The following is a 15,748-nucleotide window of genomic DNA, read 5'->3' as shown; positions in this document are numbered from 1 at the left end:
CTACCGCCCGACCACCCCACCCACCAGGTCAAGGTCCACGCTGATCCCGCCGTCCTCGGCGTGGCGGGCCACCAACAGCCGGTGCCGGCCACTCTCCAGCATGAAGGCGTCACGCCCCTGATCGAACCAGGCGAGACGCCTCAGGGGTATCTCCACCGCCACCCGTCGGCTCGCATCCGCCGCCAGGCACACCCGGGCAAAGCCCACCAGGGTGCGCCGCGGCCGCTCCACGGCCTCCCCTGGCGGCTCGAGATAGACCTGCACCACCTCGGCGGCCTCCAGCGTGCCGGTGTTCGTCACCGTGACGGCCAGCTCCACCGCTCCCTCGTCCCCCGCCGGGGTGGGAAGCCACGTCAGCGCAGGATCGCTATGGCGGAAGCGGCTGTAGGAGAGCCCGAAGCCGAAGGGGAAGGCCGCCGGCTGCCCGCTGCGGGCCAGCCGGCGGTAGCCGTGCCAGAGGTCGTAGGTGATGTGCCGGGCCCGGGGATCGAACGGCGGCAGGTGGCCGGCCTCGGTGGGTACCGAAAAGGGCATCCGCCCCGACGGGGAGATCCGGCCCAGCAGCACGTCGGCGAGGGCCGCGCCGCCCTGCTCACCGGGATACCAGAGCAACAGAAGGCCCGGCACCCGCTGCCGCCAGGTCTCGCACAGGATCGCCCCACCCCCCATCAGCACCACCACCGTGCGTGGGTTGGCGGCGGCGACCGCCAGGATCAGGCCCTCCTGCGCTGGCGGCAGCTCCAGCACCGTGCGATCGCCGGAGGCGAAGGAACCGCCGGCCCGGGCCGTGCCGAAGCGCGTCACCCCGGCGACCATCGCCGCCACCGCCGTCCAGATCGGCAGCAGCCGGCGCCGGCCGCAGAGGCGCAGCAGCCAGGCGGGGGGCGGCGCCTGGCGCAGGATCGGAGCCAGGTCGCCCGGGTGGATGTGCTCCCCCTCGTGGCGCCAGTCCAGGCCCACCACCACCAGGGCCGCCTCACTGCGGGCCGCCAGGGCCGCGGCCCGGGCCGGTTCACCGCCGTCGTCGTGGTGCAGGCACAGCTCCGGCGTCGCCGCCCGCAGGCCGGCCAGGGGCGTCAGCACCGACCCCGGTGCCGGCCGGGTGTCGGAGGATCCCCGGTCCCCCAGGTTGACGGTGTCCGCCATCGGGCCGATCACCGCCAGCGACGCGATGCCCCTCAGGGGCAGCACATGGCCGACGTTCCGGAGCAGCACGATCGAGCCGGCGGCGGCCTCCCGCGCCAGCTGCCGGTGGGCATGGCAGCCGCGCAGCGCTGGGGGATAGGAGCCGGCGGGCACCGTGGCCTGGGCCAGTAGCAACCGCAGCACCGCCGCATCGATCAGGGCCTCCGGCACCCGTCCCGTTGCCACCGCCTCCGGAAGCGTCGCCGCGAAGATCATCCGGAACGGCATCTCCAGGTCCTGGCCGGCCTGGAGGGCCGCCACGCCGTCGCGCAGGCCGAAGATGAAATCGGTGAGCACGAAGCCGCGGAAGCCCCAGCGGTCCTTGAGAATCTCCCGCAGCAGGTGGGGCTGCTGGCCGCACCAGGCCCCGTTGACGCTGTTGTAGGCGCTCATCACCGCCAGGGCGCCGGCCTCCACGCCATCGCGGAACTGGGGCAGGTAGAGCTCCTGCAGCACCCGCTCGCTGGCGGCCACATCGACCCGGAACCGGGCACTGTCGATGGAGTTGAGCGCAAAATGCTTGAGGCAGGCGATGGCATGGCGCCGCACACCGCGGGTCGCCGATGCCCCCAGGGCGCCCACGTGCACCGGGTCCTCGCCGTAGGTCTCCTGGGCCCGGCCCCAGCCCGGATGCCGCAGCAGATTCACGCAGATTCCACCGAACAGGTTGGCCCCGAAGCTGCGGGCCTCGGCCCCCATGGCCTCGCCGATCCGCTCCTCCAGATCGACGTCCCAGCTGGCCCCGCGGCCGATGGGGGCCGGGAAGGTGGTGGCGCCGCCCTCCAGCACCACCCCGCGGGGGCCGTCGACGAAGTGCAGACCGCCGATGCCCAGGCGCTCCACCACCCCGGCCGGCCAGGGGCGGCGGTGGGCGGCGTCGTGGAAGGCGATGGCCGCCAGCCCCCCCCAGAACGGCGTGTCGCCGTCGAGCATGGCGAGCTTCTCACCCAGGCTGAGCCGCTGCAGCTGGGTCCGGGCCTGCGTCTCCAGGCGACTCCAGTCGGGGCAGGTGGGCACCGATCCAGCCTAGGGGCGGGGCTGGCAGACGAGAATTCCGCCGCGATGTGTGGATCGCGGCACAGCTTTGCTGGCGTACGGGTTTCACCCTGATTGGCCCACATCTGCTGCGTCTGACTGATCGAAAGGGTGGGTTATCCGCCCCAGGACGGAATCAATCGGCTGCAGCTGATTGATTCCATGACGTTCTCCCTAGGTTGTGGACAGGAAGGAGGTCTCTGGTCATCACGGACCAGCCAGAGTCGACAGCGCTGACAACCTGCCTCAGCCTCCAACCCACACCACAATCATTCCAATGCGAGACATCACCATGCCCATTCCTGTAAGGATTCCGAAAAAGCTCCATGTCCACCACTTCGCGGAATCAGAAGGCGCACGTTGGGATTCCGAAGCGTCCCCGCTCCTCGATCCTCGGGTGATCGAGCCACCCATGTACCTGGCCAGTCCTGGCAGCGAGAGCGGCTGGGGTTTCCACGGCCGCGCCGAGCGGCTGAACGGCCGGCTGGCCATGCTCGGTTTCGGCATCGGTCTGACCATCGAGGCCCTCACCGGCTCGGGGATCCTGGGGCAGATGGGGCTCGGGGCTCTGCTGCCCCAGGGTTGAACCCGCCCGCGAGGCTGGATGGCCCCAAGGCTTGACTCTCCAGTCCAGGGGAGCCCATACGGTGAAGCCCAAGGTCCCGGCCCGGTCCGTCCCGATGAGCATTTCCACCCTGGGCTCCCCCTGCTGCGCCGCCGAGCCGGCGGCCGCTGCCACGACGGGGATGGACAGGGAGCTGGCCCAGGAGCTCACCGTGCTGCGCCGCCGTCTCTCGGTGGCGGCCGTGCTCACGGGGCTTGTGGTGGTGGCCACCCTGCCCCACATGCTCGGCGTCCACCTCAGGTGGCTGCCGGGCTGGTTCACCAGCCCCTGGACCCAGCTGGCGCTGAGCACCCCGGTGCTGTTCTGGTGCGGGCGGGAGTTCTTCAGCGGCGCCTGGTCGTCCCTGCGCCGCCACAGCGCCGACATGAACACCCTGGTGGCCGCCGGCACCGGCATCGCCTGGCTGGCCTCGCTGGTGGCCACCGCCTTTCCCGGGGTGCTCACCGCCGAGGGTCTCCCGGCCGACGTCTACTACGAAACCGCCGCGGTGATCCTCACCCTGGTGCTGCTGGGCCGGCTGCTGGAGGCCAGGGCCCGCGGCCAGACCTCCGAGGCGATCCGGCGGCTGCTCCAGCTCCAGCCGCCCACGGCCCGGGTGCTGCGGGAGGGGATCGCCACGGAGGTCCCCGTCGCCACGGTGGCGGTGGGTGATCTGGTGCAGGTGCGGCCCGGGGAGACGCTGCCCCTCGACGGGGTGGTGGTGGAGGGCAGCTCCTGGGTGGAGGAGTCGATGCTCACCGGTGAGCCCACCCCGGTGGCCAAGGGCCCTGGGGATGGGGTGATCGGCGCCGCCATGAACCGCAGCGGCAGCTTCACCTTCCGCGTCACCCGGGTGGGTGAGGACACGATGCTGGCCCGCATTGTGGAGCTGGTGCGCCAGGCCCAGAGCTCCCGCACCCGGGTGCAGCGCCTGGCGGATCAGGTGGTGGGCTGGTTCGTGCCGGTGGTCATCGCCATCGCCATCGCCACCTTCGTGGTCTGGTTCCTGGTCAGCGGCAACGTGGTGCTCTCGACGCTGTTTCTGGTCAGCGTCCTGGTGATCGCCTGCCCCTGCGCCCTGGGTCTGGCCACCCCCACGGCGATCATGGTGGCCTCCGGCAAGGGGGCCGAGAACGGCCTGATCTTCCGCAGCGCCGAGGCCCTGGAAACCGCCGGTGGGCTGCGCACCATCGTGCTCGACAAGACCGGCACCCTGACCATGGGCCAGCCGGAGGTGACCGACTTCGAGCGGCTCCACGGCGGCCGGCATCCTGCCCAAAGTCTCCTGGCCCTGGTGGCGGCCGTCGAGTCACGCTCGGAGCATCCCCTGGCCGAGGCGATCGTCGCCTACGCCTCGGGCCGCTGCGGCGACGGCGATCTCCCCACGGTGCAGTTCTTCGAGGCCAGGACGGGGTCCGGCGTGCTGGCCGGCGTGGCCGGCCAGGAGGTGCGGGTGGGCAGCCCCCGCTGGCTGCAGCGTTCGGGCCTGGACACCACCAGCCTGGATCCGGTGGTGGCGCGGCTGGAGCGGGCCGCCCGCAGCGTGGCGGCCGTGGCGGTGGACGGCCGAATCGAGGCCTGCTTCGGCATCGCCGATCCGATCAAGCCCGAGGCCCATGCCGTCGTCGCCGCCCTGCGGCGCCTGGGGCTCGAGGTGGTGCTGCTCAGTGGCGATGCCCGCCGCACCAGCGAGGTGGTGGCGGCCGATGTGGGCATCGTGCGGGTGATCGCCGAAGTGCGCCCCGGCGACAAGGCGGCGGTGGTGCAGCGGCTGCAGGAGCAGGGGCAGGGGCCGGTGGCGATGGTGGGGGACGGCCTCAATGACGCCCCGGCCCTGGCCCGGGCGGATGTGGGCATCGCCATGGGCACGGGCACCGATGTGGCCATTGCCGCCAGCGACATCACCGTGCTCTCGGGTCACCTCGGTGGCGTGCCGGCCGCGATCGAGCTCAGCCGCCGCACCATGGCCATCATCCGCCAGAACCTCTTCTTCGCCTTCGCCTACAACGTGGCGGGGATCCCGATCGCCGCCGGTCTGCTGTTCCCGCTCACCGGCTGGCTGCTGAACCCGATGCTGGCGGGGGCGGCCATGGCCTTCAGTTCGGTGTCGGTGGTGAGCAACGCCCTGCGGCTGCGTCGCTTCCGGCCCCGCCTGCGTCCCTCGGGGGCCGGGGCATGACACCCCACGAGGCGGCCGCCCCGCTCTGGCGCACGATCCCCCAGCCACTGGCCCTGCAGGTGCTGGTGGCGGCGGCCGGGCTGGCCCTGATCGCGGCGGAGCTGTGGTGGTTCCTTGGCCCCCATGGCGCCGGGGTGGCGGCCGACGAAGGGGAGCAGGGAATGCAGGAGATCACGATCACGGTCCAGGGCGGCTACCTGCCCTCCCGCATCCGGGTGAGGGCGGGCCGGCCGGTGCGCCTGCTGTTCCACCGCACCGATCCCAGCGGCTGCGTGGCCCGGGTGATCTTCCCGGATTTCCAGCGCAGCCTCGACCTGCCCCTGGGGGCCACCACCTGCATCGAACTGCGGCCCGAGCGGCCGGGCTCCTACCCGTTTCACTGCGGCATGGCCATGGTGCGCGGCAGCTTGGAGGCGGAGTGATGGGGAAAGATGGAGAGCGGCTTTCGAGCTGGCTTGTGATCACCAACCTTGACAATTCCTCTGCTTGGATGCTGCAGATGGCCAGATAAAAAGGGTTCGAAAGACCAATCCTGGTATCGTTGATTCCAAGGCCCATGAGCGAGTTGCAGGTTTGATGAGCAGACGTTTCAGCGCCCATCTCAGCCAGGCCTCCCTGCTGTTCGTCGCGCTGGCCGTGGTGGCGCCGCAGGCCCGGGCCCAGGGCAACCCCTGGGGAACGCCGACCCAGCAGACCCCGGTGCAGACCACGCCCTGGGGCGGTGGGGGCGGCTCCGGGGGGCCCGGTTACGGCCAGCCCGGCAACAGGGCCCTGTCCTTTCCGGTGCAGGGGGTGATCTGCGACAGCTCCGTGAGCGTCTGCTTCAACGCCAGCGGTGCGGCCCTGGCCGAAACGGAACGGGAATTCGGACGCCGGGCGCGCCGCACCCTGGAGAACAATCTGGTCAGCAATCCCATCGTCGACGTCACCTTCGCCGATGGTCGCTACTGCAATTTCAACCTGCGCGGCTGCTGGACGAACCGTCAGCGCACCCGCTTCGACCCCCGGCTGAACCCCTGGGTGTTCGGCGCCGCCGCCGGCACCCCGGGCGGCCAGGGCACGGTGATCGGCGGGGCCGGCTCCACCTGGGGGCCGGGCGGCGCCACGACCAACGGCCAGTTCCCCACCGCCGGCTTCCAGCCGCCCTTCACCCGCACCCGCCAGAGCGGTACCTGCCCCGGGACGAACGCCGGCATCTCCATCTACAACGGCACCTGCCGTTACGAGATCGTCCAGAACAACACCAACGGCTCCAAGACCCTGGCCTTCACCTTCGACAGGCTGCCGGCTTCCAACCCGCTGCGCACGCTCCGGTTCACCGCCCAGGGCAACGGTCCGTGGAGCATCCAGATGCCCAACGGCTCGGCGGCGGCCGTCCAGTCCAGGGTCAACGCCGACCAGTACCGCTCCGACATCCAGATGGGCTGGGGCGGCGTCTTCACTCTGGGCTTCCGCAGCACGACGACGGCCACCACCGCCCAGCTCAACCAGGCCCTCCAGCCCGTGGATGCCAATGGGCAGGTGGTCCAGGGCGGCGACAGCGAAGCCCTGGGGCAGGCCCTTGGCGGGCTGCTGCTGCAGCTGTTCGGCGGCGGCCGCTGAGTCAGGGGGCAGTGAGGGAGGGGCCGATCAGCCCGCGACCGGTCCCAGACCTTCGCCGCCGTCGCTGAAGAACCGGCGCAGGTTCACTCCGGCCTCGTGGGCGGCGATCGTCACCTGCAGCTTCTGCTCGGCGTCGAGGCCATCCCAGAAGGCATGGAACAGGTCGAGGGAGGCCTTGGCCGTGCCCACCGCCCCCAGCACGGCCATCGGTGCCGCCAGCCAGGGGAAGACCAGCAGCACCACCGAGAGCACGGCCCCCACGGCCACTCCGGTGCGGGCGGATTCCAGGCTCGTGGCCAGCACCAGCCGTACCTGGGTGAGCCGGTCGATCTCGCCCCGCCGGCGCAGCGCTTCGGTGCGCAGGGCGCTCAGCAGGGCCTGGTAGGTGGCGTAGAGCAGGACCCCGCCGACGGTGGATTCCGAAACGAATTCACCGCCGCTGACGGCGCCGCCGTTGCAGTTCAGATCCACCGAGGCCAGCCCCGCCAGGGGGGCCGCTTCCCAGCCGGCGCGGGGAATGCGGAAGGGATCGTGCTCGCGGGTCATGGCCATCGGGACGAATGGCTTCCAGCCTGCCGTGCACGCCGGCAGCGGCGCAATGGCGCCTCACCCCGAGAGTTGCGGCAGCTGGCCGGAAGTGGAGAACTGGTAGTTCCAGCTGCGGCTGGCATCGAAGGTCTGGTTGGTGAACAGATCGGTGTAGATGGCGTTCCAGTTGGAGATCCCCCCATCGCCCATGCCGATCGCCAGCACGTTCACGTTGCTGGCACCCGCCCTGGCGGCCACGGTGTCCAGGGTGCTGTTGAGGGAGGCCTGGGCCTGGGCCCAGATGTCGACACCCGCGGCCGTCGGCACCCGGATCGGGGTGCCGCTGCTGGTGTAACGCAGCCCCGAGCTGAGGATCGGATCCCCATCCAGCCATGAACTGGTGGGCAGGGCGACGTTGGTGCCGGTCCAGCCCTGGCCGAGGTCGGGGCGGTTGTCCCACCAGGGGCGCCGTTCGGGCCGGCCGTCGGTGATCATCGCCACCGACACGAGCGTGTCGAGGGCGACGTTGGGCAGCTCCTTCACGAGCAGCCGGTCGAGGGCCACCAGCGCCCCGAGCATCTCGGTGCCGCTGTAGCGGTTGCCGCTGGTGCCGGGGGCGGTGTAGGCATCAAGGCTGTTCGGGGCCGGCAAGCCTCGGGCGATCCAGTCGGGGCTGGTGGTGGCCCCGTAGGTGATGTCGGGGGTCTGGGTGAGCAACACATCCCGGGCCAGCAGCTCGCCGAAGTCGGGATTGCTGCCGCTGAACGTGATTTCGCTGTGGGTGACGAGATAGCCGAAATCGACGGTGTGGATCGTGATCGACCTGGCATTGGTGCTGCTGCCGTCGGTGGGGTCGTCCACCAGTTCGTAGTTGAGGATTTCGGAGGCGAGGGTCTGGCTGCTCGTCAGGTTGGTGTCATCCAGGAAGGGCTGGAAGGTGCTGCTGCCCTTGAGGGAATAGCCGTAGCCGGCGGCGGCCAGGGCCGATTTGAGGGTTTCGAAGGCCAGCCGGTTCTGGGCCTCGATCCTGGAGACGCCGCTGGGGTCGCTGCCCTTCATCGAGGTGGAGTTGTCGAGCAGCAGGTACAAGTCGACGTGCCGTGGTTCCGGCCTCGGGGGGGTGGGAGTGATGGCCAGATTGTCGTAATCGATGGTCACCGCGGCCGGGTTGCTGAGCGCGCCCTGCAGGTCCCTGATCGTGTACTGGATCGGGGTGGGATCGCCGATGAAGCCGCCCTGGGGGGTGAAGCTGATCTCCTGGGTGGCGATGTTGATGCTCCACGTGCCTTCCCCGGCCACCTGCAGCGCCTGGCCGGGCCCTGCGCTGCCCACGATCGTGATCGAAGCCGGATCCAGGGGGGAATCGGGGTCGCTGTCGTTGTCGGCGACCTTGACCGTCGCGGTGGTGCCGGCAGTGGGCCGGACGGGTCCGCCGAAGACGTCGTCGGTGGCCACCGGCGGATCGTTGACCGGCGTGACGGTGATCGAAAGGGTGGAGCTGTCGTTGGCACCGGAGCCGTCGGTGGCGACGTAGGAGATCAGGGGAACGGGGCCGTTGTAGTTGGCGGCTGGGGAGAAGCTGTAGGTGCCGTTGGCGGCAATGGTGAGGCTGCCGACACCAGCGATCGAGACCGGAGAGCCGAGGGGGAAGGGTCCGCTCTGTCCGGCGATGGAGAACGAAGCGATCGAGACCGGGCCATCGGGGCTGGTGGTGCCGGCCAGGAGGTTGCCGGTGGTGGTGCCGCTGTCCTCGGCGATGGAGAGGGTCTCGCTGGCGTCGCTGAAATCGTCGTTGACCGGGGTGACGGTGATGGAAAGGGTGGAGCTGTCGTTGAGACCGGAGCCGTCGGTGACGACGTAGGAGATCAGGGGAACCGGGCCGTTGTAGTTGGCGGCTGGGGAGAAGCTGTAGGTGCCGTTGGCGGCGATGGTGAGGCTGCCGACACCAGCGACCGAGACCGGAGAGCCGAGGGGGAAGGGGCCGCTCTGGCCGGCGATGGAGAACGATGCGATCAAGACCGGGCCATCGGGGCTGGTGGTGCCGGCCAGCAGATTGCCGGTGGCGGTGCCGCTGTCCTCGGCGATGGAGCGGGTTTCGTTGGCGTCGGTGAAATCGTCGTTGACCGGCGTCACCGTGATCAGGAATGTCTGGATGGCGCTGGTGTCGACGCCGCCATTGGCGGTGCCGCCGCTGTCGCGAAAGCGCACGGAAACGGTGGCCGTGCCGCTGGCGTTGGCCGCCGGTGTGTAGGTGAGTCGCCCGCTGGCGTCGATGGTGGGTTGGACACTGAACAGGGCGCTGTTGTTGTTGGTGACCAGGAAGTTCAGGGCCTGGCCGGCTTCATCGCTGCCGCCGCCGCGGCTCAGGCCCGTGGCCCAGCCGACCACGCTTTGGGCGCCGGCGTCCTCCAGCAGCACCTGATCCGCCCCCTTGCTGAAGGCCGGCACGTCGTTGACGGGGGTGACGGTGGTGGCCAGGGACGTGGGGTCGGAGTAGTGGCCGGTGGGCCCCAGCAAGGCCGTGAGGTTGGTGGCGGCGCTGAAGGCCAGGGGGGTGTCGGCGACGCGGAGGGTGAGGCCGCCCGGGGTGCCGTTGACATCCGGGCTGCTGGGGAGGAAGCGGAGCGAGGCGGAGGTGGGCAGCAGCAGCGCGGCGCTGTCGGAGGGGGAGCCGATGGTGACCCAGCCGGAGCCGGTGTTGAGGTTGTACTGCCAGACGCCCTGGGAGGCGGCGGCGGCATTGCCGGTGATGGCGATGCCCCCGAGGGCCGTGGCGGCATTGGCGCCGCCGGTGACGGCGCGCTGGTCGTCGGCCGCATCCCTGAAACCGAAGCCGAGGGCGGCGATGGTGGCGCCGGGCGGGTTGGGGTTGTCCTCGGTGGTGGCGGCGAGGCTGGCGGCGGTGGCCGTGGGCCGGTCGTTGATGTTGGTGACGCTGGTTCCGATGGTGCGGTTGACGGCGCTCCAGGCACCGGTGCCGGTGGTGCCGCCGGCCGTGGCGAGGTTGAAGGTGCTGGTGGCCGAAACGCTGGTGGTGAGGGGGGCGCTGGCATCAGCAAGACGCACCAGGAGGCGGCCGGGGGTGCCGTGGAAGTTGGCGGCAGGCAGGAAGCGGACCCGGCTGGCGGCGCTGAAGACGAGGGCGGCGCTGGTGGAGAGACCGGAGCTGGGGAGGTTGATCCAGTCGCCGGGGACGGCGGGGTTGGGCGTGGCGGAGGTGGAGATCTGCCAGACCCCCTGGGAGGCGGTGTAGCTCGTGGAGCCGACGACGGCGAGGAAGGAGAAGGGGGTGGCGGTGTTGCCGCCGCCGTTGGCGGTCTGGTTGTCGGTGCCGTCGGTGTAGCCGAAGCCCAGGCTGCTGAGGGTGGTGCCGGCGATGGCGCCGGCGGCGACGTCTTCCGAAATGGCAGGCAGGACGACGTTGGTGCTGGCGACGGGCTGGTCGTTGAGCGGCGTCACCGTCAGGGCCACGGTCTTCGTGTCCTGCCGGGCGCCGCCGCTGCCGGTGCTGCCCTGGTCGTTGACGGTGACGGTGAGCGTGGCGCTGCCGTGGAAGTTGGCGGTGGGGGTGTAGGTGAGCGAGGCCAGGGCCGCGTTGAGGTTGGCCTTGGTGCCGGTGACGGTCAGCGATCGTGTGCCGTAGTTCCCCGCCGTCACGGTCAACCCCGTGCGGCTGACCAGGTTGATGCTGCCGCGGTTGACGCTGAGGGTGAGTCGCTCGAGGGCGCCGAAGTCGTCGGGGTCGGTGAAGCTGATCAGGTTGGCGCCGCTGAAGGCGTTGGCGGAGCTGTCCTCGACCACGGTGCGGGTGGCCGGTACCGTCAGCACAGGCGCCTCGTTGGTGGCCGACACGTTCACCGTGAAGGACGCGACGCTGGTGTTGTTGCCGGTCACCCCCACGCCCTCGGCCCCGTTGTCGCTGTCGAAGGCGGTGGCGGTGATCGTCACCACCCGATCCACGTTCGGATTGGCCGGGGTGTAACGGAGGGTGGTCAGGGCCGCCTGCACCTGGGCACGGGTCCCGCGCAGCTGCAGGCTGGCTGTGCCGTTGCTGGTGAGGGTGGCGCCGTTGGCGTTCTGGATCAGCAGGGTGCCGTAGGCGCTGCCGGCGTCGGTGGCGCTCAGGGTCACCCGGATGTCATCGGTGGCTCCCTGGCTGGTGTCCCTGGTGTCCTGGACGGCGAAGCCGCTGCTGATGTCGATGAAGGTGCCGCTGGCGATCACGGTGTTGGCGGGAACCGCCAGCACCGGCGCATCATTCACCGGCGTGATGCGCACGCCGTTGTCGACGGTCACCCGGTTGCCCGCCGGCACATTGGCGTGGCCGAAATCGGTGAGGCTGGTGCGCAGATACAGGTTCCCCAGGCCACCACCGGCACCGTTGAAGTCGGGGGCCCCCGCAAAGCGCAGCAGGTTGAGGGCGGTCTGCACCGCGCCCAGCGGTCCGGTGAGGGTGACCGTGTTGGTGCCGTCGCCGCTGGCGGTGCTCAGGCCGGCGATGGCGCCCAGCAGCAGCCGCCCTTCGCTGGTGGCATTGGCCAGAACCGTTCGCGCCGCATCGCGGAACAGCTGCACCTGCACGGTCACGTTGCGACCGAAGCTGTCGGCATCGGCCAGCACGAAGCCGCCCAGGGTGACGCTGGCGTCCTCGTTGACGCTGAACAGCGTGGGATTGGTGATTGTGGGCAGATCGTTGAGGTTTGAGGCCGTCAGCGCGATGTCGCGGCTGATCCGGTTGCTGGCGGCGCCGATGGGCACCGGATGACCGGCTGCATCGTTCTGGTTCACCGGCCCACCATTGGCCCCCACCCCCAGGACGCCAGCGGCGCTGTAGAGGCGGTCGTCGACGCTGACCCGCAACGTGAGGCTGCTGGCATCCAGGTCGGCGCCGAAGGCCACCGTGAGGCTGGTGAGCACCGCATGGATTTCGCTGCGGGTGCCCTGCACCACCAGGCTGTTGCTGCCCTTGCCGCTCAGGAACGCCCGCGGCGAGGCGGGGTTGGCGGAGGTGAAGGAGATCAGCCCGGAGGGCACCACCGCATTGGCCCCATCGAGCAGCTGGGCCTCGATCCGCAGCAGATCGGTTTCACCGGCCACGATCGTGTCCAGGTCGCTGTCGGCCGCCTGCAGCAGCCCGGCGGTGGCCACCGCCACCGGGGTGGTGCCGCTGCCGAACACCTCCAGGGAGACCGGGGCGCTCAGGGTGGGCAGGTCGTTGGCCTGGGTGACGCTGATGACGTAGGTGCCAGGAACGTTGTTGGTGGCTCCGCTGATCGGGTTGTCTCCCCCGCCGTCGCTCACCGTGAAGCTGAAGGCGTCGCTGCTGGTTTCCGTGCCGTCGTGCAGGTAGCTGATCAGGTTGGCGTCGAGGTCGGCCTGGGTGAACACGCTGTTCAGGCCGAGGGCACGGCCGTTGAGGAACAGCCGTCCGTTGCTGGTGAGCGAAGTGATCCGGTACTGGCGCTGGACGGGACTGTTGTCGGAATCGCCGTACACCAGCCGCGGTTCGTTGCCGGCGCTGCCGTTGCTGCCCCTGATCACGCCGCGGGAGCCTTCCACCAGGCTCAGGGGTGCGTTCTCGCTGGCGAGCGGCGGATCGTTCAGGGGTGCGATCGTCAGCGGCACCCTCACCGGGGCGCCCGGGGCGTCGAAGCGGTCGAAGGGGGTGAAGCTGAAGCTGTCGGCCAGGTCCGCCGGTCCGTCGTTGCCGTTGTGGCGGTAGCGCAGACGGCCTGCCGCCAGCTGGCTCTGGCTGATGCGCAGCGTGGCGCGGTTGAGGCTGCCGCCGCTGCCATCAGCGATCACGGTCCAGGCGCCGCCGCCGCTGACGTCGAACTCCAGCACGCCATCGCCCGGCAGGGTGTCGATCCGCCGCCGTCGCTGGTCGGCCGTGTCGGCCTGGGAGAAGCTGCCCGGATCCCAGAGGGCATCGGCGCCGGGGTTGGGGTTGCCGGGCGCGCCGGCAGACACCTGCTGCCCCGAACCATCGACATCGGCGATGGTGATGTCGCGGCGATCCGCCGCTCCCAGCAGGGGCCCGGGGTTGGCACTGTTGAAGGTGAAGGTGCCCCCCTCCACCAGCAGGGTCGGGCTGGCACTGACGCTGCCGCTGGGGGCATCGTTGACGGGGCTGACCCGCAGGGCGAAGCGGAAATCACCGGCCCCGTCGCCGACCACGGCGCGGCCATCGCTGATGGTGAAGCGGAAGCCGGCGTCGAAAACCTCCCCACCGTCGTGCACGAAGGTGAGACGTCCTTTATCGATGTCGTCCTGGGTGAAACCGTCCAGGGCGCTGAGGGCGACACCGTTGAGCCGCAGGCTGCCGCCCGTCGGGGCGCCGGCGAGCCGGAACACCCGCTCGGTCGGGCTGCTGTCGCTGTCGCTGATGGCCAGATCCGTGGCCCGGATCGTCACCGTGGCGCCTTCGCTGCTGCGCAGCAGGTTGTTGGTGGCCAGGGTGGGGGCGGCATTAGGCGGCAGGGTGGCGGGGGCGTTGCCGCCGCCGCCGCTGGGGCTGCCCAGGGGATTGAGGTAGGTGAGGCTGAAGTTGATCCGGGTCAGCGGATCCCCCGGCAGGGGCTGGGGGGCGCTGTCGGTGTGGATGCCGCCGTCGCGGGTCTGGGTGAAGCCGCCGGGCAGCAGGCCGATGGCGCCGTCCTGCACCGTGAAGCTGAAGCCCGCCGTGGTGCCTGACGGGGTGCCGTTGACGAAGTTGAAGCGCAACCGGCCGGCGTCGATGTCTTCCTGGCTGAAGCTGCCGCCGCCCTGCAGGCCCACCCAGGCACCGCCGCGGAACACCTGCAGCTGCCCCCGGGCCGGCTCCGGAGCCGCCGTGAGGGTGTAGGTGAGGTTGGGGGTGAGGGAATCGGCGTCGCTGACCCTCAGGGCGGCGGCGGTGATGACCGTGCTGCCGGTGGGGGTGACGATCGGGTTGTTGACGCCGAGGGTGGGGTCGTCGTTGACCCGCTGGATCGCCAGGGTGATGAGGGCGTTGCTGCTCAGCACCCCGCCGGCCCCCTGGCCGCCGCCGTCGTCGCTGACGCGGACGCCGAAGCTCTCGTTCGGAGGAAAGCCGCCGTTGAGGTCGTTGCCGTCGTGGTCGTAGGTGAGCCCTGCCAGGGAGGGAAGGGTGAACGGCGCCGTGATCGGCGTGCCGTTGTAGCGGAGCGTGCCGCGCAGGGGCCGGGAGGTGATGACCACCGTGGGGGGCACGCCCGAGGCCTGGTCGGCGTCGCTGATGGTCAGGGTGATGGGCACCCCCTGCTGACCCTCGAAGACCGGAATCGAACCGCTGACGACGGGCGCCTGGTTGATGGGGGTCAGGGTGATCGGCACCGTGGCCGAGGGAATCCGGCCACCGGCCCCGTCATCGACGGACACGGTGAAGGCATCACCGCCACTGCCGGGGAGCCCGCCGGGCAGCACCTGGGAGCCGTCGTGGGTGTAGGTGAAGCTGCCGACGAAGCTGCTGGAGAAGGTGGAGCCCACCACCAGGGGATTGCCGTTGAGCTTCAGCTGGCCCTTGCCCGGCAGGGAGGTGATCCGGTAGATCACCTGCTCGGGCAGGTTGTCCCCATCGGCGAGCTGGAAGTTCGCGGCCGTGAAGGTGGACGTGCCGCCTTCCACCACCACCAGGGGGCTGGTGCTCAGGCTGGGGGCATCGTTGACCGGGGTGACCTGGATCGGCCCGGTGGAGAGGCTGATGGGGCCGTCGCCGTTGGTGAGGTCGGTGGCCGTCAGGGTGAGGCTGGGCGCCACCGCGGTATTGACGCTGTTGGCATCGGCCGCCGGTGTGAACAGGACACTGGCGATCGCCGCATTGATGGCGGCCAGGCTGCCTTCCAGCGTGAATTCGGCGCTGCCGTTGCTGCCGCTGGTGATCAGGGCGGCACTGGCCAGGGTGGTCGTGCCCCCGGTGGTGGCGATCCGCAGCCGCAGCGTGATCGGCGCCACACCGTTGTCGCTGTCGGCCACACGCAAGCCGGTGATCGCCAGGGGCGTGTCTTCGGCGGTGGTGCGGGTGCCCACGAAGCTGTCGTTCAGTACCGGGGCACTGGAAAACTCCGCCGCCAGCCAGCGGCCATCGATCAGGAGCCGGTGCTGGTCGTCGTCGGCCAGGATCGCCGCACGCTGCGCTTCCCCCAGGGGCGCACCGGTGACCAGGGCGGCGAACAGGGCGCCCTCATCTCCTCGCGCATCGAGGGGGCCGTTGAGCCACTGGTCGATGGCGTGACCCGCTTCCTCCAGCAGGACGCGCTGGATGGCCTCCACGGAGGTGGCCTGGTACAGCCAGTCGGCATTGATGTAGATCCTCGGCCGCCCCTTGGCATCTTCGGCGGTGTAGGCAGCACGGGCGCCCGGGAGCTCCCCGCCGCTGAGCCGTTCAACCGCCAGCTGAAGGCCTGGCCCCCGCAACACCCGAGCGAGGGCCATCAGCCGGGACTGGAACAGCTCAGGATCGCTGCCGGCGCTGGCAAACGCATCACTCAGCAGATCCGCATAGTCATCCTGAAGGGGCAGCTCTTCAAGGATTCTGTTGACGTTCGACAGGGCGCTGGTCCAGAGCTGCTCGATGTCTTCCGGCAGGGTCAGATCGAACAATTGTTGCGGCACGA

Annotated in this window: 7 protein-coding genes; 4 read left to right on the top strand and 3 right to left on the bottom strand. The window is 70.3% G+C overall.

The annotated features are described in order from the left end of the window. Window positions 1–2,202 (bottom strand): beta-glucosidase, encoded by a 2,202-nt coding sequence (locus L107_RS03090; protein WP_159816399.1) that lies wholly within the window; start codon window positions 2,200–2,202, stop codon window positions 1–3. Between the two features lie 415 nt (window positions 2,203–2,617). On the opposite strand from L107_RS03090, the gene L107_RS03085 reads away from it, so the two are divergent. The 4 genes from L107_RS03085 to L107_RS03070 all read left to right on the top strand — a co-directional run bounded on the left by L107_RS03085 (window position 2,618) and on the right by L107_RS03070 (window position 6,605). Continuing rightward, window positions 2,618–2,806, top strand: coding sequence for a high light inducible protein (locus L107_RS03085; protein WP_159816398.1), 189 nt, complete (start codon window positions 2,618–2,620; stop codon window positions 2,804–2,806). A 94-nt stretch (window positions 2,807–2,900) separates the two neighbouring features. After that, window positions 2,901–5,003, top strand: a complete 2,103-nt coding sequence (locus tag L107_RS03080; RefSeq protein ID WP_159816397.1) for a copper-translocating P-type ATPase — start codon at window positions 2,901–2,903, stop codon at window positions 5,001–5,003. Beyond that, the gene (locus L107_RS03075) at window positions 5,000–5,425 is read left to right on the top strand and encodes a cupredoxin domain-containing protein (RefSeq protein WP_159816396.1); all 426 of its coding nucleotides are present in this window, start codon (window positions 5,000–5,002) and stop codon (window positions 5,423–5,425) included. Before L107_RS03080 ends, L107_RS03075 begins: the two co-directional genes overlap by 4 nt. 154 nt (window positions 5,426–5,579) lie before the next feature. Then, a complete protein-coding gene (locus tag L107_RS03070; protein WP_159816395.1) occupies window positions 5,580–6,605 on the top strand; it encodes a hypothetical protein in 1,026 nt (341 codons plus the stop codon). 27 nt (window positions 6,606–6,632) lie between these two features. Here L107_RS03070 and L107_RS03065 read toward each other — a convergent pair whose 3' ends face one another. Further along, entirely contained in the window at window positions 6,633–7,151 is a 519-nt protein-coding gene (locus tag L107_RS03065) for a hypothetical protein (protein ID WP_159816394.1), read from the bottom strand. Window positions 7,152–7,211: 60 nt separating this feature from the next. Continuing rightward, window positions 7,212–15,734: a cadherin-like domain-containing protein gene (locus L107_RS03060; protein WP_159816393.1), complete on the bottom strand. Its 8,523-nt coding sequence runs from the start codon at window positions 15,732–15,734 to the stop codon at window positions 7,212–7,214. Window positions 15,735–15,748: the final 14 nt, after the last annotated feature.

Source organism: Cyanobium sp. Copco_Reservoir_LC18, assembly GCF_009834675.1.
Classification (GTDB): Bacteria; Cyanobacteriota; Cyanobacteriia; order PCC-6307; family Cyanobiaceae; genus Cyanobium; species Cyanobium minutissimum.
The sequence above is the reverse complement of the archived record's forward strand: the minus strand, read 5'-3'. Positions and strand labels throughout refer to the sequence as shown.